The organism is Cellulophaga baltica 18, assembly GCF_000468615.2.
GTDB classification, from domain to species: domain Bacteria; phylum Bacteroidota; class Bacteroidia; order Flavobacteriales; family Flavobacteriaceae; genus Cellulophaga; species Cellulophaga baltica.
In genome coordinates, this window is sequence record NZ_CP009976.1 from 884135 (window position 1) to 906255 (window position 22121).

A 22121-nucleotide genomic window follows, 5' to 3' on the forward strand; every position below is an offset into this window, starting at 1 on the left:
ATTTTTTACTCCTAGATCAAAATGAAATTTTAGTAAAATAGTTGTTTCTTTGTTATTTAGAATTTGACTTTTATTATGATCAGACGATTCCTTGCTTGCTTGTTTTTATTATTAGCTTCAATTTCTTTATACCAATGTGCTCGTAGAGGAACCCCTTCTGGAGGTATTAAAGATACTATTCCTCCGAAATTAGAAAAGGCCGAACCTGCAAATATGACGGTCAATTTTAAAGGAAATAAAATTCGCCTTTATTTCAATGAATACATCAAATTAAATGATGTACAGAATCAGCTCATTGTTTCACCTCCACTAAAAAACACGCCTATAATTACTCCTGCAGGTGCTGCTAGTAAATATGTAGAAATACAACTGAAAGACACTTTAAAAGAGAACACCACCTATACTTTAAATTTTGGGCAGAGTATTGTAGATAATAATGAAGGAAATCCTAATAGCTTTTTTACGTACGTTTTTTCTACAGGTTCTTATATAGATTCTTTAAACCTTAAAGGGGTTGTTGAAGATGCTTTTGATAAAGAAGCCGAAACCTTTGTAAGCGTTATGCTCTATGAAATGGATAGTACTTATACCGATTCTACTATCTATAAAAAACCACCGAATTATATTACTAATACCTTAGACAGTACGGTTTTGTTTGAGCTTAAAAACCTTAAGAAAGGTACCTATGCCTTATTTGGACTAAAAGACGAGGGAAAGAATAACCTGTTTGACCAAAAAGTTGATAAAATTGCATTTATAAAAGATTCTGTAGTATTACCTACCGAAGAAATATACTTGCTTACTTTATTTAAAGAAGAGCCAGATTATAGCATTACTGTTCCAAAATTTGAAGCGAAAAATAAAATTATTTTTGGGTATCAAGGAAACTATAAAGACATCAAAATAAATACCCTCTCAAAACTACCAGACACCGTAAGAACAATGGTGACTAAACTAAGGGATAAGGATACCCTAAACTATTGGTTTACCCCATTTGAAATGGATTCATTACAATTTACCGTAACTAATGAAAGGCAAAAAGTAATAGACACCTTTGTCGTTAAGAAAAGAAAGCTAGCATTAGACTCTCTTGTTTTGAAACCTACTATAAACGGAACTATTGGTTTTAATGAAAATTTTGCCATTGAGGCCAATACTCCTATTACTAAAATTGACACCACGAAAATAGCGTTCATCAATAAAGATTCTATTGCCGTTAAATACACAGCGTCATTAGATAGTCTAAAAAATAGTCTTGAAATTAATTTTGATAAAGAGCCACAAGAGGCTTATAAGCTTGCTATTTATCCTGGGTTGATTGAAGATTTCTTTGAAAACACCAATGATACTATTGTATTTAATCTAAAGACAAACAAGTATACGGATTATGGTAATTTTGTCCTAACCTTAAGTGGAAATGTTACCTACCCCGCTATTATTCACTTGACAGATGAGAAGGGAAAAATAAAACGAGAACAGTACGTAACGGAACCAAAAGATATTTTATTCAGCCACATTAATCCTGGAAAGTATTTAGTTCGTGTAATTTCTGATACAAATAGCAACGGTAAATGGGACACAGGTAGTTACTTGAACAATCTACAACCAGAACGTGTGAGTCATTCTCCAAAACTTATAGAAATGCGAGCAAACTGGGAAGAGAAATTTGATTTTATACTTCTAGACTAAAAGTATCTTGATCTTCAAGAAATTTTAATTTTTTTCTAGTGGTATCAATATGATCTTTAGATAGTGTGGCATAGCTAATCCCAGGTGTATCTGAGAACACCAACTCTTCTCCTAGCGCATCATACACCGCAGAATGTCCTGGATACTCATGCCCTAAGAAATCAAATCCTGTTCTGTTTACACCTATACAATACGCCATATTCTCAATAGCTCTAGCTTTTAGTAAAGCATCCCAAGCATTAATTCTAGGTTTAGGCCAATTAGCCAGATAAAAAAGCACATCATACTGTTCTACATTTCTAGACCATACAGGAAATCGTAAATCATAACAGATGAACGGACATAATTTAAAGCCTTTGAAATTAATGAGGGCTTTACTTGTACCAGCAGTATATACCTTACTTTCTCCCGCTAGCGTAAATGTGTGCCGTTTATCATAAACAGAAACTTTGTTTGGTTCCACAAAAAAAAGTCGGTTATAATAGTTGCCATTTTCACTGTAAACGATACTCCCCGAGATTGCAATTTGCTTCTCTATAGCCATCTTGCGCATCCAATCTAAGGTTTTTTCACCTTCAGATTCCTCAATATTTTCGGGATGCATCGTAAACCCCGTTGTAAACATTTCGGGTAGTAGCACTAAGTCTACTTCTGCCTTTAGACTCTTAAGCATAGTAGCAATATGATCCCTGTTTTTTTGGGGCTGCTCCCAGTGCAACGCTGTCTGTACTATAGCTATATTCAACGTCTTAGACATCTATCTAATTTATTAATCCTTAAATAACGCAATAAGCGAGGGTACCGCTTGCATTTCTGCATGTTCTAAGGCTGTTTTGCCCCGAACGTCCTTTATTGTTTTGTCCGCGCCGTGCTCCAAAAGTAATTTCGCAATGTTTGCTCTATTAAATGTAGCAGCATAAATTAGCGCCGTAGCTCCCATGCTATTTTGCTCATTAACATTTGCTCCTTTATCAATCAATATTTTAGCAATATCTTCATAACCTTTAAAACAAACCCCCATTAAAGCGGTATTGCCAGAAGCATCTTTCATATCTATTTTGGCTCCACTATTTAGTAATAATTCTACAATTTCTAATTGATCATAATAGGTAGCTAAAATTAAAGGAGAAGACCCGCGTTGATCTTTACTGTGTAATAAAACCGGATTCTGCTTAAGCATAGCATTTACTTCTGTAAAATTGCCATTTCTTATTTCATTGAAAAAAAATTCATTCATAGGATAAATCTGATATATAAAGATATAAAATAAGCATTTAATTCATTTAATTACTCTAACAAATTGATTAGTTGTAAGCTTACCCACAATTTCAAATCTGAAAATTTTTAATAAAATGAAGTTAAATCTTACAAGTATATGTACTTTTACCGCCAAATTTACGCTTAAAGACTGTATATAATCACGTTTATTGTATTTAAATAGGATACTTAAATAGATGTATTACTTAGATTAAAATAATATTTTGTACATTAAACACTTACATATTGCTCGTTTTTTCTTACTTTATTAAGAATAATGAACATATAACCCATAATCATAAAGCGCTTTGAGTATATTATCCTCCCTAAATTATCTCCAAGATTTGCCTATCGCTATAACAGTGATTGATTTGAATTTTAAAATTAAAAATCAATCTAGCGCATGGCTAAAAGAGTTTCCTAATGATTTTAATTCTAGCACTATATCATTCCTAGAATATCATTCAATACCACAGCAAGTAAAAGTAGAGGTGTTGAAAATGACCGAGAGTCAACAAATTACACCTATAGAATTAGAAGTAAAAAACCATTTAAATTCTTGGTACCGATGGAAACTTTCCCCTTCTTTTTCAAATGAAAATAACTTTTCAGGTATCATTATTATTGCTAAGAATATTACGGAAGAAAGAAGAGAAAGAGAATTATTAAAAAAAGCAGAGCAAGTAGCACAAATTGGCGCATGGGAGTTAGATTTAATATCCAATAAATTATTTTGGACCGATATAACTAGAATAATACACGAAGTTCCTGAAGACTATGCACCTACATTAGAAAAAGGCATAAATTTTTATAAGGCAGGATACTTTAGAGATACCATTACGTCTATTGTAAGCGGGTCTATAGCTAATGGCGATTCTTGGGATACAGAATTAATTATCATCACCGCTAATAATACTGAAAAATGGGTTCGTGCACGTGGAGAAACCGAAATTATAGATGGCAAATGTGTACGTGTATACGGAACTTTTCAAGATATTCATGAACAGAAATTAAAAGACATTGCCTACACGCGCCTTGCCGAAAGGTTGAAAATAGCAACAAAAACTGCTAAAATTGGAATTTGGGAATATAATTATACCAACAAAAACTTATTTTGGAGTGATGAGATGTTTGATCTCTACAAAATACAAAAAGCAGATTTTGATGGTCACAAGAGTTTTTGGGATCAAAGCTTACATCCCGAAGACAGAGAATTTTGCATGCAGAAAGTTAAAGAAGCTTTTGAACTGAAAAAAGATTTAGAAGTAGAATTTAGAATAATTCTTCCCAACGGAAAAATAAGGAATATCAAATCTGTTGCTTATACAGAAGTGGATATTTTTGGTGACGCTAAAAAACTTGTTGGTGCAAATTGGGATGTAACAGAGTTGATTTACACACAATTACAATTAACCAAAAGTGAAGAATCTATGCAACAAGCATTTGAGAATTCTTCTGTAGGTATGGCTCTAATTGGCTTAGAAGGCAATTGGATTGATGTAAACTCAAGTCTATGTACCAGTGTTGGTTACAGCAGAGAAGAGATGATTCAGAAAAAAATCATTGAGGTTACGCACCCCCATGATTGGACCAAAGATTCGCACTTTATAAAAAAAATGCATGAAGGCCAGCTTACAAATTATACTATTGACAAACGCTTTTTTCATAAAGACGGCACCATTGTAAATGCCTTATTAACGGTTACAACGGTTCATAAAGTTAACGGAAAACTATCACACTTCATTGCTCAAGTAATAGATGTGACCGCAATGATTGCCTCCGAGAATAAAACAAAAGCATTATTAGAAATTACTAAACATCAAAATGAAAGCCTATTAAATTTTGCACATATTGTTTCCCATAATCTACGATCACATTCCACAAATTTATCTATGCTTACCAACTTCCTAAAAGAAGAAACAGATAATAGTGAGAAAGTAAATTTAGAAAGAATGTTAAGTGATGCTTCTGAAAGTTTAAGTGAAACAGTACACCATTTAAATGAAGTTGTTCATATTACCACCAATACACAAGAAAACTTAAGTAATGTAAACTTGTTTGATTCTATAAAACGTGTTGAAAAGAACATCTTAGCCTTACTTAAAGAAAAAAATGCCAGTTGTAAGATTTTGATAGAAAAAGACGTTATCATAAAAGCTGTGCCCGCTTATTTAGATAGTATCTTACTAAATTTATTTACCAATAGTGTAAAATATTCTTCTCAAGAACGGAACCTAGAAATTCATATAAAAAATAAAATTAGCAATAATCAGATTACCTTACATTTCTCTGATAACGGACAAGGAATAGATCTTAAAAGACACGGAGAAAAATTATTTGGCATGTATAAAACATTCCATAATCATAAGGACGCCAAAGGAATAGGGCTCTTTATAACCAAAAATCAAGTTGAAGCCATGAATGGATCTATAACTGTACATAGCACCGTAAACAAGGGAACAACTTTTGTATTAACTTTTGAAAAAGCATAACCCAATGATAGAATATGTAGAAAATGCCTGTGTGATAGATGACGATCCAATCTCTGTTTTTGGTTTAAAGAAAACAATTAGAGAAACAAAATTCTGTAAAGAAATTATCGTTTATGAAAACGGATTTGAAGCTATAAATGGACTAAAAGATTTACTAAATACAAATGGCAACATACCTCCAATTATATTTTTGGATTTAAATATGCCTATCATGGATGGTTGGGATTTTTTAGAAGATTTCATTAAAATACCCGAAGAAAACAGAAACAATGTTAGAATTTACATTGTAAGCTCTTCTGTTGATCCTAGAGATTTAATAAAAGCTAAAAGTTATAGTGAGGTAAACAATTTCTTTGTAAAGCCCGTAACGACTAATGATTTACAGAAAGTAATTGACGAAATTTCGCAATAAACCAACGACTTTATAATTATATAAATTCTGTTTTGCAATATTTTTCATAAATCTTTTCTTAAATTTAATTATCAATTATTAAGTATTTTCTATGGGTTCTTTTTTTTCACAGATAAAAGTCAACGAATCCTTGATAAGAGATGCGCCAATCCCAGTTGCGACCTTAAATAGTAAATGTGAATTTCTATCCTCATCAAGGATGTTTTTAGAAGAACACAGCATTACAATTGAAAATATCATTGATAAGAATTTTTTTGATGTTCTTCCTAGCTTCCCTCCCGCATTTAAAGAAATCTTAGACCGCTGCTTGTTAGGAAATTCTTGTCAAAATGAGGGTAAAAAGTATCTTTTACAGGATGGTAGAAATATTTGGCTTAAATGGAAAATTAATCCTTGGACTAAAGAAGACGGCTCTATAGGTGGCCTTGTTGTTGTTTTGGAAAATATTACGGATAACAAAAATATTGACGAATTAGTCAAAGAAGCGCAAGAAGTAGCTAGAACAGGAGGCTGGCAGCTCAACTTACTTACGTACAAGGCTCAGTGGACGAAGATGGTAAATATTATTCATGAAATGCCTTTGGATTATGTTCCTCAGACTTTTGATGAATGCTTTGTACATTTCAAAGAAGGCCGGCACCGAGATCTGATTCTTAAAGCCACTTATGAGGCTATTGAAAATGGCACCCCTTGGGATGAAGAAGTAATCATGATAACAGGTACAGGTAAAGAACTTTGGATAAGAACAAAGGGGCGTGCCGAATTTGTTGATGGAAAATGTGTTAGAATTTATGGTATCTGCCAAGATATAGACCCCTACAAAAGACCACAATTAGCGTATCGGGAAGCTGCCGAAAAATTAAAAAGCGCAATATCTGCTTCAAATGTTGGCACCTGGGAGTATGATTTAAATACAGGACATACTATATGGGATGATATCAATTTTGAATTACATGATATAGATAAAGAAAATTACACCGGGAGCCTCTATCGGAATTGGAAAAAATCACTACACCCTGAAGATATTAAACGCGTACACAATGAAGTGGTTTCTTACTATAATGGAAACGGCTCAGGAGTACTAGAGTATCGAGTGCTGTTACCCAATAATAATATTCGCAATATTAAAGCAAGTGTTACCATTTTAACGGGTCCAAAAAATAATAAATTTAGAGCTTTAGGTATTTGTCAAGACATTACAAACGAGAAAAATACTGAAATAAAATTGAAAAAATTTGCAGAAATTACTGGTGAGCAAAATAATAGCCTCACCAATTTTGCGCATATGGTTTCTCATGATTTACGTTCGCACTCTACCAATCTTTCTGTTTTAACTTCATTGATTGAAGATGAAAAAGACCCAGAGGAACGCAAACAGATTTTAGAGATGTTAAAAAGTGCTACCAATAGTTTAAACAGCACGGTGTATAATCTTAATGAAGTGGTACAATCTACAGACGCTAATATTCAATCTAAATTAACGCAAATCAACATTCTAAAAGCAATAACCACCGTTCAAAATAATATTAGCACGTTATTTCAAGACAAAAAAGGAATGTGTGTATTGGATGTTGATCCAGACTATTTTGTATATGTAGTCCCCGCCTATCTTGACAGTGTCTTACTTAATTTATTTACCAATAGCCTAAAATATTGCGCAGCGACCAGATCACCAATTATCAAAATTTGCACAACATTAATCGATAAAAAAGTGCAACTAACTTTTGAAGATAATGGCAAAGGCATCGATATGGCAAAATTTGGTAAAAATATTTTTGGCATGAACAAGACTTTTCATCGTAACAAAGATGCTAGAGGTGTTGGGTTATATATTACAAAAAACCAAATCGAAGCTATGGGGGGCACCATTACTGTGACTAGCGAAGTAAATGTAGGCACTAAATTTACCATTAATTTCCAAACCATTTAGCTATGAATCCTTTTATAAAAAAAATCTACTTTGTAGATGACGACCCTATTTTCGTTTTCATATCTAAAAAATTGATGAAAGAAGAAAAATTTACGGAGTCTATCGCAGAATTTGAGCATGGAAAACAAGCTATTGAAGCTTTAATAGAATGTGATCAACAAAATGAGTTATTACCTACCGTAATCTTTTTAGACCTTAGCATGCCTGTGATGAGTGGTTGGGAATTTCTTGATAGTTTTCAAGCGGCACCCATAGAGAATAAAGAGCAGATTAAAATTATTGTAATGAGCTCTTCTATTAACCCCTTAGAGATAGACATGATTAAAAACTATCCTGTTGTTCATGATTATATAGTTAAGCCTATTACCCCGGCAGATTTAAACAAAATTAAAGTTTGTCTCGTTAACGAATCCCAGGCGTAAAATTAACTGGTGCTTGTTGAGGCATATTAATTGTTCCTGAAGCTCCAGTGTCATTATAAATAAGCCATTCATCAAATGAATAAGCAGTATTCCCCTTATTAATTTCCGGTTTACGTAATGCTCTACCATCTTCAAATTCATGATTGGTACCGGAACCGTCTGTTCCTATAACCCCGAAAATATCAATTACTGTATCAAATGGATCTACCAATATTATAATGTCATCTCCGTTAGAATCTGCCGCACTACCCGTAGCGACTTCCATATCTGGAGTAAAACCATATACGGTATTAAATTCTTTTTCATTAGGGGAAATAACTAGTGTAGTGTTTGCCTCCAAAACAATCCCTGATAAGTTAATTGTAGCACCAACCGTTGTATTTGCATTGGTATACCTAAGCAAGCGCCAATTTTTTAAATTTAATGAAGCTCCCGAATTATACAACTCAATAAACCGAGCATCTGCATTGTTTTCTGGATCTGCAATTTCACTAATAAAAATGCTGTTTGATGTAAATTCATCAACAAAATCTTCGCAGCGTTCTTTATCAAATTTCAAATCATTGGTATCTCTTACCACTAAAAAATAATCATCATTCTCTTGAAGGAGTACTCCCGTAATTGACCCACTTCCTTTTGGTAAGTTTATATTCTGAAAATCTGAATATCCGCTATTTCTTAGAACAATCTCTTTATCCAAACAGTCTATTAGAGTCCTATCGGTCTCTTGCTCCTTAACAGCATACGTTTCCATTAACTCTGCACTAGAAAATTCTATTTGTTCAATCTGCACCAACGTATTTTTAAATCGCAGCAAACTATCTTGAAGCGAGATTGAAGTAGGAGCAAGCTCCTTGGCTTGTTCACAAGAAATAAATATATGCTGATTTACAATTGGGGCTGGTAATCTACCTACAGAAACATTCCCAAAAGAACTAAATACACCTCCAATCTTATAGACACCTTTGCTCTTACCTAGATACAATCCTTTTAATTTTATTAAAATTTTGCTTCCAATAGGATAAAATAAATGACTGTCGCGAATATCTAATTCAATCTGCAAGCCTTCTGTAGGATGCTGATAATCATCTTGAAAGTGGAGAACTCCAAAAAAATTCCCTGCTTCATCAGATGATATTACATAGCCTTCTATAATCAAATCCTCTTGTATCTGGATTGTTTCCTCATCATACAAATTAAAAATCTGTGTAAATGTAGTATTTGCCACAAGTTCTTTCTCACAAGAAACTTTCAATTGATCAAAATCGCTATTTTTTACGCAGGAACATGGGAGCATTAGAAGTACGCTTATTACCATTAACACCCTAAATAAAAATGATCTATATACCATAATATGATTAAAAACTTATTGCAAAATTCAAAAAATAGGTTCTTCCGTAGCCATACCAATATTTAGGAGCAAAAGAAGGTGATCCGCTCAAAGCATCTTGTTTAAGCTGTCCAAAATTTCCATTTCGGCTTTGCTCGTACCCGCCCGATCTGAATGTGGTGTCAAATACATTATTTATACTTGCAAAAACACTAATATATTTCCCGCTTTTCAACCAGGATTTACCACCAACTAAATTGAGTAAATAAAAATTATCTAATGACTGTTGAGCCAATAATTGAGAAACATTTTCATTGGTGGCATCGGGAAAATTACTTCCTGTTTCTGGGTTTATATAGAAACTATTAGTTCTAGTAATGGTTGAAATATTAGCATAGTTATTCGCTAAATAATTTGCTGTAGCTCCTACCCACCAATATTTAGGGTCTCGATAATTAATTCCAATAGCAAATGCTTTCTGAGGACCTTGCCCTAATTTATAATCCTTAATATTTGCCTTCCCTAAGTCTTTGCTCCCCTCTAAATTTATAAGCTCATCTTCTGCATTGGCGGTATCAAAATTTATAGTAATATTTGGATGATTAGCAAATACATATTTACCAATAGCTGCAACTGCCGTTACTTGTATTGCGGATGAAACCTGATACTCTACACCCAATTCTGTACCCATATGTAACTTATCTACGCCTGTTAAAACCTCTTGAACAAAATCTGAACCAACACCTGCATCTACAAAGAAAAAATTTACGTCCGTAGCTCCTTGAAACCTGGTGTGAAAACCAGTAACACGACCTATTAATTTAGGGAATCTAAAAAAATAAGATCCGTCTACACTCGTAATTTTCTCAGAATTTAAGTCAGGTACCACCAAATTGTTCTCTCTTGGATTAATAAAAACATTTTGTAATACTGGAGGTTTTTGTTGTAACATAGCGTTGGACTCAATCCAATTTCTTCCATTAATTTTATATGAAAATCCGCCTTTAAAACTGAAATTTGAGAAGCTAACATCATTACTTCTTCCAAGTGAAGTAGTTTCATAACGTTGATTTTTAAAACGCCCGTTTCTACTATAGTTCAAAGTTTCCCATTGTCCTGCTAAAAAACCTTCCCAACCATTATGCTCATAGTTTATCTGAGCAAAAGTTCCTAGTTGCTCGACGTCTATATCATAATGATAATTAAAAATATCGTCCTCATACTTTTGCAAAGCTCCGTCACTATCGTTCAAAGTGTTTGAAAAAACATCAATATCCTCATGATATTCTGACCCAAATAAATCAGAAATTTCTGCATAATTGGTAGACGATAATGATTTGTATCCTATTCCAAGATCAATTTTAAATTGAGTACCTAATGTAATATTAGCGATGCTATTTGCCGCTATTTGCGAGTCTTTCACAACATCATCATAAAGTACATAGGCAGCTTTAATGGCATTATTAGCTTTATAAATCTGATTCCAATTAAGTTGTGGGTTCAAAAGAAATCCTTCCTTGGCTGTATTAGCACTTAAAAAGTTAGCCCCTATAGTGCTATTGATATAGTAACTAGGCAAATATCTATAGTACGTGGGATCAGGATTTGGCGCATTATAATACCCGAGCCTAGATCTTGAGTTAATTCCGGACTGATAACTAACCCCCGTATTTAATTTTAAATTTGAGGTTTCTAAAATATGGTTAAACATTAAGATTGGCTCGGCAATTGTACGTTCCCTAGAGTTTCTAATTTCTCCATTTTGGGTTCCCCAATAAGGATTGTACTGGTTACCCACCAGATTAAATACCTCTTCGGTAACTGCAGAAGACCTACCTCTCCTATTAGAGGCCAACATTCCTGTAAATAGCAGACTATTCGTTGGATTTACTTGATATTCGATAGCTCCAAAAGCCGAATATGCGTCATATAATGTCCCCGCAACATAACCTTCTTTAGCCAATCTTCTCGATCCCGATACACTATAACTAAAGCCCTTCTCTGAAATACTGGAAGTGTATGTAGCCATGACTCTTGCCGCATAAGTTCTATTAGAAGTCGAAGACGATATTCTAATTCCTGGACGGAAGGCTGATGGTCTTGTAGAAATATTAGTTACTCCTAATGCTCCTCCAAAACTATAAGCAGATGCAGATAGCCCATTACTAAACTCTTGATTTCTAGTTACATCGTTTAATCCACCCCAGTTATTCCATTGCGGTCTCCCATCATAAAACTTATTCATAGAAACACCATTCATCAAAACTTTCCCATACTGAGAATCATAACCACGAACACGAAAAAATGCCTGACCAAAATCAAAAGCAGCCCGTTGCAAGAAAATATCCTTTGTAGCTTGTAGGAGTCCAACAGAACTAGCACTTTGTTCATCATCATGTAGCTCTGAATCGGTCAGCGTAATTAAATTATCGGTTAATTCTACCGTAATATCTTTTTCGAGATATACCGTACCTAAATCTAGAATACGATCTCCTAAAGTAACTGGCACCCTTTTTAAAATATAATCCGAATATTGAAAGCTTAGAATATAATCACCCGAATCAGGCACTAAAATGGAGAAAATACCATCTTTATCTGTAGTGGTTAACAGCTTAGTTTTTTCGACTATAATACGAACACCTGCAAGTTGATCCTTCTGTTGCTTATCTACAACCCTTCCTTTTACTACCCTATTAGTTTGAGAAAAACTTACGCTAACTGATATAGAAAAAACAATAAACAAAAGGATTTTAAACATGTTAACAGCTACTATTTCAATGATTTATGGAGTAATATAGGAATATTATTATTAATATTACAAAACAAATCAGATTATTTTCGATAAGCTAATAGCTCATCTAACCAAAATATCGCACAATGAATACACGGCTTTTTCTCCTCCTCCTCGTTATACACTTAAACCTACATGCTCAGAAAAAGAGCTATAAAATACGCACAATCGCCTTTTATAATTTAGAGAATTTATTCGACCTTAAAAATGATAGCCTTACTTATGATGATGACAGAACTCCAAATGGTAAAGACCAATGGACCGAAGATCGATACCTGCAAAAATTAAATAATCTTTCTAAGGTAATGTCTGAAATAGGGCAAACTGTATCAAAAACTTCTCCAGATATTATAGGCATTTGCGAAGTTGAAAATCAAGAAGTTGTAGCAGATTTAATCTATCATAAAAACTTAAGAGAAAAAAATTATGGGATTGTTCATTTTGATTCCCCAGATGAACGCGGAATAGATGTAGCTTTACTCTACAAGAAAAATGCATTTATACCTACTTCTTTTAAGAGCCAACGCTTATTACTTCAAAACAATGAAGGATACAGAGACTACACAAGAGATCAATTAATTGTTGGAGGACTACTAGATAACGAACAAGTTTATTTTATAGTTAATCACTGGCCCTCTAGAAGCGGCGGTGAAGCCAGAAGTAAACCAAACCGTATAGAAGCCGCCAAATTGAACAAACGAATCATAGACTCTATTAAAAAGACGGATGCAAGCGCTAAAATTATAAGCATGGGCGATTTAAATGACGATCCAACCAGTGATAGCTTAAAAAAGATTCTAAAGACTAAAGGGGATGAAAGAAACTTAGAAGAAAATGATTTATTCAACCCCATGGAAAAGCTACACCAAAAAGGAATAGGCTCTTTAGCATACCGAGACAAATGGAACCTTTTTGACCAACTTTTTTTTACCAGTAATTTAATTTCAGAAAATAAAGAAAACTATACTTATTGGAAAGCAGGAGTCTTTACTCCTTCCTATTTATTAGATCCAACAGGAAAATATAAAGGGTACCCTTTACGCACCTATGCTGGCGGTAATTATGTGGGCGGATATAGTGATCATTTCCCTGTATACCTCTATTTAATTAAAGCCGTACCCTCCATGTCTAGTGGCGATGAATAAAAAAAGCTTCGAGATTTCCCTCAAAGCTTTTTTATAAATTATGTTAGTTTAATGATTTAAGCAAACCATTGTCCCCATGGTAAGCGAGTCAAGATCAACACCAATCCGATTCCGTAAAAGATTGCTATTGTTTTAAACTTACGGTTCGCTTCCATTATTTTTTTATGTTTTGACCATCCTATGGTAATAAAAACCAAGGCTATAATGTTTATAAAAGGATGTTCTACCGCCAACAGTCTTGAAGCAGATGTGAGTCCGCCCATTCCTAGTTCACTGATGGCATAAAATCCTTTAGGAGAAACAAAATACAGAATGATACCAATTAATAATTGTATGTGCGATAATATTAGCGCAAAAAGGCTTATTCTAAAGTCTTTCTCCAAAGTAAACATTCTATTTTTTGTTAAGCCCGTAATTGCATTTATTACGGCCAATATCAATACAGCTAAAACGATATAAGCAAAGAAAGAATGTAACTTATAAATTATTTCGTAGATCATATTTTAAATTTTAATTTGTTGCCTCAAAAATAGTGAAAATTAAGCATAAAAAAACCCTGCTTAATTGAATAAGCAGGGTTTTAAAATTGTTATTTTTTTCAGATTAGAAATTGTAACGTAAGCTAACGTTCCAAGTTCTACCGAAACCGAACCATACTAAATTTCTAGTATCAATCCCTTTATAAGTAGACACAGTTGTGTCAGGATTTACAGCAGGTAATTCGTCATCCGTGTAAATACTAGAACTTCCTTCTGATATATATTCCGTATCTAACACGTTATTCATATTAAATCTTAAAATAATATCAGAAGTTGTTGATACATTGAATTTGTAATCTACACCTAAATCAAATAAATCAAAACTTGGCAACTCTAAAGCTCCTCTATTATCTGGAGATAAAAATTGCGCATCATTAGCCCAGTTTCTAGTATCTAATTGAAAAGAGAAATCTGAATATAAATTACCAGCATGTCTCCAAGCTAAATCAATTCCGAAATTTTCAAAAACTTCATAATCAGCAGTTAATCCAGCAGTAAACTGTGCTGCATCACCAACCTTAGTGCCATCAACAAATAAGGTTGCTGAGTCTAACAAGTTATTATCATTATCAAAAATACTAGAAGTAACATTATCTTTATATTCCCAATTACCAACTGATAACATTCCTTTTAAACTAAAATTAGACACTGGTCTAACAGTAAAATCTAATTCCACTCCTGAATGTACTTGCGTAAGCCCTTTAAAAGTTGCTGTACCGTCTTCTAAACCATTAACACCTCTAATAGATTGAGAGATAAATCGATCACTCCATTTAGTAGTATATAGGTTCAAATTTGCACTAAAGACACTAGATTTAAATCCATAACCTAATTCAAAAGATGTGATTGTTTCGTTCTCAGCATCATCATTAACAATGTTAGAAAAATTAGGAAAAATAGCGTCAAACTTAGGTTGTCTTTTAATTATACCTGTATTGAAAAATACGTTATTTTTTGCATCAATATTATAGTTTGCACCACCTTTAACGTATCCACCAGTTTTACTGTCCTTATCACTAGTAACATTATTGGATTGATCAAAATAATCTATTCTTCTATAACTCTGACTTGAAATACCTAATTGCAATACAGCTGATAATGTTTCATTATTGTTGTACTCAACTATACCGTTAAAACCAGACCAATTTACTTCACCTACATTATAGTAATCAATTTTATCGCCAGTTAGACCCGTATCATGAAACGGAGAAGCTTCAATTGTTTCTGTCAAAATTAGACCTGTATTTAGGTTTTCATTACCTGTACTATAATATCCATCCAATCCTAATAAGTCATTTAAAACTCTATAATGGAAACCTTTATACATTCTTAAGTCAATACCTCCACCAATAGTCCAGAAATCTCCTATTTCATATTTAAGGTTAGAAATAGCTCCGTACCAGTTATGAGAATTCATTGAAGAACGTCTAATTGCTACATTTCTATTTACACCATCCTCACTATATCCATTAGAACCCAATACTGCATTTTGATAAGGTCCCTCAACCGCAAATCCTGTTCCTGATTGATTATTAGCAACTACAGCATCAAAATCAATTATTCCTGCAGATGTTCTATAAGGTAGATCCCCATCAGCTATTGCTTCTGTCAAATCTTCTCTAAATGGGTTAATACCGAAATTACTACCTCTAGCACCAGTACCACCACCACGGCCCCAAGAACCATAAACTGAAGTAGATAAAGATAATTTCTCATTAATATTCCAATCCCAATTCAAAGTAGAGATTGGTTTGTTATAGAAATTTCTCCTAAAAGAATATTCTTCACCATCTAAGTATCCCCAATCAGAATTAAATTTTCTGAAATCATCTCCACCATAGTTAAAATGATCTCTTAAAGAAATATCTGAAGTTCTTTGATTATGCCATTGGCCAGCACCTGTAAATGTAAAATTAAATGCATGAGTCTCTGATGGTTTATATCCTAAAGAAAAAAGGTAGGTATAACCTTCACCTTCTGTTCCATCTACATAACCATCTCCAGACCATCTTCCTAACAATACGCTAGAAGCCCAACCATTATCATTTACTCCAGTATTATAACCAACAGTAGTTTTAACGTAAGAATCATTACCAGAAGAAACGCCAACAAAACCACCTTCTTCTTTATCTGTACTCTTAGTTACAATTGTCATAGTTCCACCTACAGAAGGAACAGCTAACTTTGAAGCCCCTAAACCTCTTTGCACCTGAACACCTGAAGCAATATCAGACAAACCTGCCCAGTTACTCCAATATACAGCACCGTTCTCCATATCGTTAACTGGTTGACCATTAATAATAACCGCAGTATTAGTTTGATCGAAACCACGTAAATTTATTCTAGAATCGCCATAACCACCACCTTGTTTGGTTGCATATACAGAAGGTGTAGAATTTAAAATTTCAGGAAACTCCATGTTACCAACTTTAAGTTGAATTTCTTTAGCAGATATATTACTTACTGCTACTGGAGTTTCACGCTCTCTTGCTAAATCAATTACTCCAGACCCTACTACAACAATTTCTCCTAATTGTTCTGCGTCCGCAGCCAAAGTAATACTACCAATAGCACCCGTTTTAGTAAAACTTACTTTTTTAGAGATGTATCCTATGTAAGATACTACTAAAGTTCCTTGATTTGCAGCAACATCAATTTTAAAATTACCATCAAAATCCGTTGCAACACCATTTGATGTTCCTTGCACCATTACGTTTGCTCCCGGCAAAGGACCGTCGCTATCTACAACAGTTCCTGTAATAGTACCCTGTGAAAAAGCAACTGCCGAAAACAATAATGCGACAATTGTGAAATAAAATTTTCTCATTTTTCTAAGTGTTATTTTAGTTTTAGTTTTGCTGCAAAAGTGAAACTTTAATTGCACTTGTATATTAACAAAACGTTAAATTAGTTTTGCTAAAATTAACATAAAAACACGTGTCTAACACCTGTAAAACAAGAACTTATCAACTTTTATTAAGAAAAAGAGAAAAAGTCTAATTATTTCTTAAAATTCTGCAAAAGATTTAATGTTGAGGAATCATGATTAGTAATTTCGGAATTCTCAATATCCTTAAGAATTGTGGTTGCTAATTGTTTTCCAAGTTCTACACCCCATTGATCATAACTAAATATGTTCCAAATAACACCTTGAACGAATATTTTATGCTCGTACATTGCAATTAATGCTCCAAGACTCTTAGGAGTTAGTTTATCTATCAACAGCGTATTAGTTGGATTATTACCTTGAAAAACTTTGAAAGGGAGTAATTTCTCTAGTGATTTTTCATCCATTCCTTTTTCTACCAACTCTTTCTTTACCTCAGTAGCTCCCTTACCATTCATCAAAGCTTCTGTTTGCGCAAAAAAGTTGGCCATTAGCTTATTATGATGATCCGTATCACCGTGAAGTGAATTTCTATATCCAATAAAATCTGTCGGGATTACTTTTGTCCCCTGGTGTATTAATTGAAAGAATGCATGCTGAGAATTTGTACCTGGTTCTCCCCAAATAATTGTACCCGTCTGATAGGTTACAGGATTCCCTGCTCTGTCTACACTTTTACCATTACTCTCCATTATTCCTTGTTGTAGATATGCAGAAAAGCGACTTAGGTATTGCGTGTAAGGAATGATAGCTTCCGTTTCAGCACCATAAAAGTTATTATACCAAACACTTATTAATGCTAATATCACTGGAATGTTTTGATCAAAGTCTTCTTCTTTAAAATGATCATCCATCTCATTAGCGCCTTCCAATAAAGCATCGAAATTCTCAAAACCTACCGCCAAGGCAATTGATAACCCTACCGCGCTCCACAATGAAAAACGACCACCAACCCAGTCCCACATTGGGAATACATTTTCAGAAGCTATTCCAAATTCTGAAATCTTCTCCGTATTAGTAGAAACCGCAGCAAAATGTTTCGCAACATCAGCTTGTGTTGCATGCTTTAAAAACCACTTTTTAATGGTCGTTGCATTACTTAATGTTTCTTGTGTTGTAAAAGTTTTTGAAACCACCACAAACAACGTAGTTTCAGGATCTAAATGACGCAACGTTTCATACACATGATCACCATCTACATTGCTTACGAAATGCATTTTTAAATGGTTGCCATAAAATTTCAATGCCTCTACAACCATTGCAGGTCCTAAATCTGAACCACCAATACCTATATTAACAACGTCTGTAAACTTCTTACCGGTAAATCCTTTTTTATCTCCTGATATAATCGACGCCGTAAATGCCTTTATTTTTGCTTTTACCTCATAAACCTCTGGCACCACATTTTCTCCATCAACAAGAACTGAATCTGTTTTCTTAGCTCTTAAAGCCGTGTGAAGCACCGCTCTACCTTCTGTCTCATTTATAATATCACCTTCAAAATATTTACCTATAGCATCTTTTAATTTCAACTCTTCCGCTAAATTAAGAAGTAGATCTAAAGTTTCTTTAGAAAGTCTATTTTTTGAAAAATCAACTAAAAAATCATTCCACTCAATAGTAAACTTATCAGCACGGGTTGCATCTGATTTAAAATATTCTTTTATCTCTTGATTCTTATTAGCATTGAAATGAGCTGTTAATTGTTTCCATGCTTCTGTACTTGTTGGGTTTATATTTTGTAGTGCCATTTTTATTTAAGTGTTAACGGTTGATCTTCTTTTACTTCTTCTTGTATTTTTACTTCTATATAAGGTACGCTATCCAATTTTGCCTTAATTGGACTTATAAATTCTAAATACCGTCCTCTTAATGAATCAACAATTGGCTCTGCTACTGGTAATTTTTCTCTTAACGGATCAACTTGTTTTCCATTTTTCCAAAAACGATAGCATACATGAGGTCCTCCGGTATTACCTGTCATCCCAATCCAACCAATTACATCTCCTTGTTTGACATATTGACCTTTCTTAACATTTTGATTTTTCATGTGCAGGTATTGGGTGCTATAGGTGCTATTGTGTTCTATTTTAACATACTTACCATTACCACCTCTTCTCGTTGACTCTATAACTGTACCGTTGGCCGTAGCTAGAATAGGCGTCCCAATTGGAGCAGCATAATCCGTACCTTTGTGTGGCCTAACTTTATAACCATAGTAGGCTATTCTTCTATTTAAATTATAGCGAGAAGAAATCCTACTAAACTCCACTGGTGCTTTTAAAAAAGCTCTTCGTAAATTTTTAGCCTGTTCATTATAATATTCTGATATGTTATTCACAGAATCTGTTTCATACGAAAATGCATAAAAAGACTCCCCATTGTGCTCAAAAAAAGCAGCTTCTATAGGCTCTGCTCCAGCATAAATGCTATCATTAATATATTTCTCCTTATACAGCACTTTAAATTTATCTCCTTTTTGCAGTCTGAAAAAATCAATAGACCAAGCATATATTTCAGATAAATTATTTGTAACCATATAATCGATGCCTTGTTCGTTTATAGCGGTAGACAAATTAGAATTAATAACACCAGATGCTACCCTTTCTACATATTTTACATTCTTCTTACCATGGTAAGCAATAACAGAATCTCTTAAATCAACCACCGTATAGTTAATTCGGTCATCTTCATAAATAAAATATTGAGCTATTTCTGAGGTATCCTTAGATTTTAAAATTGCATATGGCTTTCCAATTTTAATTTTACGCACATCAAAAGTGTCTTTGAATTCCGTAGATATTTTAAATATTTTCTGATAGTCTACCTTGTTTTTAATCATAAGGTCACCAAAACTATCTCCATTACGGACCGTATCTTTTAAAACAACAAAATCTTCTAAATTAAAACCGTAAGCCTCAACAATAGGCTTTTCTATTACTTCTACTTTCTCTACTGAATCTTTTTCTTTTTTTTCATCCCCGCATGAGCTCAAAAAAAGGCAAGCCAATATAATCAAACAAATCTTCTGCATTCTCAATGTGTGCTTTTTTCAGGGTTAAAGATATGGTCTACCCATTGTTTTCCCCAATCATTTAACTCATCTTTAGAATATAACTCCGGAAAAAACACAACTTTCTGGAAACTTGGAGGCAAATACTCTTTCCAATTTGTTCCTCCCGTAGCATCAATTGGTTTTTTATCCTTAGCAAGGTAACGGTATGCAGAACCCATATGCATTAATGGCCAATTAACATTAGCATTTATATCTAGTTCTTTCAACGCCTTTATCAAAGATTCATTCTGTTTATCTTTTTCCGGGAGCTGAAGGTACTTAGCATAAATACTACTATCTTTTACTTGATTAGCAATACGAATTAATCTAGGCGTGTACCTATATTCAAATTGCTTCAAGGTTAAGGTTTTTTCACCAGTAGCTTTATCCGTAGCTCCTTTTTTCCAATAAATATGTTCGTAAAGTTCTTCTATTTCATTTACTGAAGAGAAATTAGCTCTCTCTGTATGATGCACCAAATTCTCCATAGAAGTAGCATAAATTTCAATCATCCTGTATTGTGCAGATTGAAAACCACTTGCTGGTAATAAAGCCATTCTATATTGCAGAAATTGCTCTCGCTCCATTCCATTTATCATAATACTGAAGGACGAAATAAGCACCCTATAGTAACTATTTATTCTATTTGCTTTTTCAATAAAAAAATCTACTTCTTGTGTTTTATCATCCACTAATTGTTTTTGCTCATGAAGTATAAGCTTAAAATACAATTCTGTAATTTGATGATACATGATGAAAATTTCTTCATCAGGAAAGTGCGTTCTTGGTATTTGAAGACTTAGAAGCGTATCTAAATGAATATAATCCCAATAAGTTAAGTAGCGCTGATAAAGAAGACCATCTAAATAGGAACTTAAATCTTGACCAGAATTCTTATACTTTTCTTCAAGCTTCGAAATTTGCAGATCGATATCTTCTTTACTTTTCAATGGGAATAAATTTAGATTAACTGAATACTTTGAAAAAACAATGTTTTGACAAAAATAGAATAAAGAATTAAAATAGAATTCTTTATTGAAGTCAAGTTTTATTCCGCTAGCCTAATACTACTTTATTTAACAAAATAGCCCAGAAAATTTAATCCATTATTATTTTAAACTGGTTATTTAAACCATTATACCCGTCTAAATCTGCCTTGATAGAACCAACAGCAATATCTGCTTTGATCCGAATTGGAATTTTATTATCATCATTGGAAACCCATAAAGACAAACTCTCTTCTTCTTTAAAAACACGACCAGATTGCACATAAGGTCTAAACTTTAAACAAGCTACTTTTCCGTATTTTGTTTTTAAGGTATCTATACCCACATATTTTAATTTAAACTGATATACTCCATCATCATCATATAACATATCAAGTTTAATAAACTCACCTTCCGTAAGGTCATTGAAGTCGTAATTTTTTCTGATATAATAAAAAGCTGAAATTAAATCCTGAACCTTATTTGTTATCGTAAAGTTTTCTTTTTTTTCGTTCTTCTTATCGTTTAGCTCAGCTTTTTTCTTATTGTAATCAAAATTGATTTCAATATCTTTAGTATACCCACCTTCATCTATTTTACGAACAAATTTATAAGGCCTACCATCTTCTTTATCAAAGTAACTTTCATAAACATCATCTACTTTATAAAAAACTCTCGCTGCTCCGGTTGTTTTACCTTCTCCACGAACCTTGTAAACGCTTTTCCCGTTTACATAATCATTTGTAAGATGAAGTGTGGCACTACTCGCATTAAAAATACCATAATGAATACGAAACTTTAGCCATTCTCCAGACTTGAAGGGTTCGCTTTTCTCCTGCGCATGAACAGCACTAATTGCTATAACGAATATGAGTAATAAAATTTTTTTCATACTTTATCTATTGCCTTAAAGAATATAATTGCGATAAGAGGTTAATTTATAGCAAACACTGTAAAAATAGTAAAAAACAAATTCCACAGGATTAACTTTACACTTAGATAAACAAAATTTATTCCAAACTATTGTAATTGAAAAAAAAGAATAAAAAAAGCCCAGTGTTTCCACTGGGCTTTCCCTAAATAACCAACCAAACTTTAAATTATGAAAAACCAATACTTAAAGTCAATAAGGGAACCACCCCTTATTTGATGACAAAGTTAAAACAAACCTTTTATTCTAAAATTA

Annotated in this window: 16 protein-coding genes; 6 read left to right on the top strand and 10 right to left on the bottom strand. The window is 33.3% G+C overall.

From position 1 onward, the window contains the following. The first annotated feature begins 75 nt into the window (after nt 1-75). Entirely contained in the window at nt 76-1689 is a 1614-nt protein-coding gene (locus tag M666_RS03645) for an Ig-like domain-containing domain (RefSeq protein ID WP_029447712.1), read from the top strand. Here M666_RS03645 and M666_RS03650 read toward each other — a convergent pair. Further along, nucleotides 1673-2446, bottom strand: a complete 774-nt coding sequence (locus tag M666_RS03650; RefSeq protein ID WP_029447711.1) for a nitrilase family protein — start codon at nt 2444-2446, stop codon at nt 1673-1675. The genes M666_RS03645 and M666_RS03650 overlap by 17 nt on opposite strands. 12 nt (nt 2447-2458) lie before the next feature. Further along, complete coding sequence (locus tag M666_RS03655) at nt 2459-2926, bottom strand: ankyrin repeat domain-containing protein (RefSeq protein WP_024482646.1); 468 nt, start codon at nt 2924-2926, stop codon at nt 2459-2461. A gap of 328 nt (nt 2927-3254) precedes the next feature. Here M666_RS03655 and M666_RS19905 point away from each other — a divergent pair, with 328 nt between their 5' ends. From M666_RS19905 to M666_RS03675, 4 genes are all read left to right on the top strand, one after another. Continuing rightward, a complete protein-coding gene (locus tag M666_RS19905; RefSeq protein WP_151198024.1) occupies nt 3255-5438 on the top strand; it encodes a PAS domain-containing sensor histidine kinase in 2184 nt (727 codons plus the stop codon). Between the two features lie 4 nt (nt 5439-5442). Then, nucleotides 5443-5850, top strand: coding sequence for a response regulator (locus M666_RS03665; protein WP_029447709.1), 408 nt, complete (start codon nt 5443-5445; stop codon nt 5848-5850). Between the two features lie 91 nt (nt 5851-5941). After that, complete coding sequence (locus tag M666_RS03670) at nt 5942-7780, top strand: PAS domain-containing sensor histidine kinase (RefSeq protein ID WP_082007884.1); 1839 nt, start codon at nt 5942-5944, stop codon at nt 7778-7780. A 2-nt stretch (nt 7781-7782) separates the two neighbouring features. Further along, nucleotides 7783-8202, top strand: coding sequence for a response regulator (locus M666_RS03675; protein WP_024482642.1), 420 nt, complete (start codon nt 7783-7785; stop codon nt 8200-8202). Here the strand turns inward: M666_RS03675 and M666_RS03680 are convergent. Both M666_RS03680 and M666_RS03685 read right to left on the bottom strand, forming a co-directional pair. Continuing rightward, nucleotides 8183-9499, bottom strand: coding sequence for a DUF5689 domain-containing protein (locus M666_RS03680; RefSeq protein ID WP_226989946.1), 1317 nt, complete (start codon nt 9497-9499; stop codon nt 8183-8185). The two genes, M666_RS03675 and M666_RS03680, sit on opposite strands and share 20 nt — an antisense overlap. A gap of 61 nt (nt 9500-9560) precedes the next feature. Continuing rightward, on the bottom strand, nt 9561-12290 hold the full coding sequence (locus M666_RS03685; protein WP_029447706.1) for a TonB-dependent receptor: 2730 nt from the start codon (nt 12288-12290) through the stop codon (nt 9561-9563). A 119-nt stretch (nt 12291-12409) separates the two neighbouring features. On the opposite strand from M666_RS03685, the gene M666_RS03690 reads away from it, so the two are divergent. Then, nucleotides 12410-13468, top strand: a complete 1059-nt coding sequence (locus M666_RS03690; RefSeq protein WP_029447705.1) for an endonuclease/exonuclease/phosphatase family protein — start codon at nt 12410-12412, stop codon at nt 13466-13468. A gap of 56 nt (nt 13469-13524) precedes the next feature. Here the strand turns inward: M666_RS03690 and M666_RS03695 are convergent, their stop codons facing one another. The 6 genes from M666_RS03695 to M666_RS03720 all read right to left on the bottom strand — a co-directional run bounded on the left by M666_RS03695 (nt 13525) and on the right by M666_RS03720 (nt 21827). Beyond that, complete coding sequence (locus tag M666_RS03695) at nt 13525-13968, bottom strand: hypothetical protein (RefSeq protein WP_039325124.1); 444 nt, start codon at nt 13966-13968, stop codon at nt 13525-13527. A gap of 103 nt (nt 13969-14071) precedes the next feature. Further along, nucleotides 14072-16834, bottom strand: a complete 2763-nt coding sequence (locus M666_RS03700) for a TonB-dependent receptor (protein WP_029447703.1) — start codon at nt 16832-16834, stop codon at nt 14072-14074. 173 nt (nt 16835-17007) lie between these two features. Next, complete coding sequence (gene pgi / locus M666_RS03705; RefSeq protein WP_029447702.1) at nt 17008-18645, bottom strand: glucose-6-phosphate isomerase; 1638 nt, start codon at nt 18643-18645, stop codon at nt 17008-17010. Nucleotides 18646-18647: 2 nt separating this feature from the next. Beyond that, complete coding sequence (locus M666_RS03710) at nt 18648-19928, bottom strand: M23 family metallopeptidase (protein WP_029447701.1); 1281 nt, start codon at nt 19926-19928, stop codon at nt 18648-18650. A 2-nt stretch (nt 19929-19930) separates the two neighbouring features. Beyond that, a complete protein-coding gene (locus M666_RS03715) occupies nt 19931-20899 on the bottom strand; it encodes a tryptophan 2,3-dioxygenase family protein (protein ID WP_029447700.1) in 969 nt (322 codons plus the stop codon). Nucleotides 20900-21047: 148 nt separating this feature from the next. Beyond that, complete coding sequence (locus M666_RS03720) at nt 21048-21827, bottom strand: DUF3108 domain-containing protein (protein ID WP_029447699.1); 780 nt, start codon at nt 21825-21827, stop codon at nt 21048-21050. Nucleotides 21828-22121: the final 294 nt, after the last annotated feature.

Bases quoted from the DNA above. Each gene is read 5' to 3' on its own strand.
- M666_RS03645 (WP_029447712.1), top strand. From the start codon at position 76: ATGATCAGACGATTCCTTGCTTGCTTGTTTTTATTATTAGCTTCAATT.
- M666_RS03650 (WP_029447711.1), bottom strand. From the start codon at position 2,446: ATGTCTAAGACGTTGAATATAGCTATAGTACAGACAGCGTTGCACTGG.
- M666_RS03655 (WP_024482646.1), bottom strand. From the start codon at position 2,926: ATGAATGAATTTTTTTTCAATGAAATAAGAAATGGCAATTTTACAGAA.
- M666_RS03665 (WP_029447709.1), top strand. From the start codon at position 5,443: ATGATAGAATATGTAGAAAATGCCTGTGTGATAGATGACGATCCAATC.
- M666_RS03670 (WP_082007884.1), top strand. From the start codon at position 5,942: ATGGGTTCTTTTTTTTCACAGATAAAAGTCAACGAATCCTTGATAAGA.
- M666_RS03675 (WP_024482642.1), top strand. From the start codon at position 7,783: ATGAATCCTTTTATAAAAAAAATCTACTTTGTAGATGACGACCCTATT.
- M666_RS03680 (WP_226989946.1), bottom strand. From the start codon at position 9,499: ATGCTCCCATGTTCCTGCGTAAAAAATAGCGATTTTGATCAATTGAAA.
- M666_RS03685 (WP_029447706.1), bottom strand. From the start codon at position 12,290: ATGTTTAAAATCCTTTTGTTTATTGTTTTTTCTATATCAGTTAGCGTA.
- M666_RS03690 (WP_029447705.1), top strand. From the start codon at position 12,410: ATGAATACACGGCTTTTTCTCCTCCTCCTCGTTATACACTTAAACCTA.
- M666_RS03695 (WP_039325124.1), bottom strand. From the start codon at position 13,968: ATGATCTACGAAATAATTTATAAGTTACATTCTTTCTTTGCTTATATC.
- M666_RS03700 (WP_029447703.1), bottom strand. From the start codon at position 16,834: ATGAGAAAATTTTATTTCACAATTGTCGCATTATTGTTTTCGGCAGTT.
- pgi (WP_029447702.1), bottom strand. From the start codon at position 18,645: ATGGCACTACAAAATATAAACCCAACAAGTACAGAAGCATGGAAACAA.
- M666_RS03710 (WP_029447701.1), bottom strand. From the start codon at position 19,928: ATGCAGAAGATTTGTTTGATTATATTGGCTTGCCTTTTTTTGAGCTCA.
- M666_RS03720 (WP_029447699.1), bottom strand. From the start codon at position 21,827: ATGAAAAAAATTTTATTACTCATATTCGTTATAGCAATTAGTGCTGTT.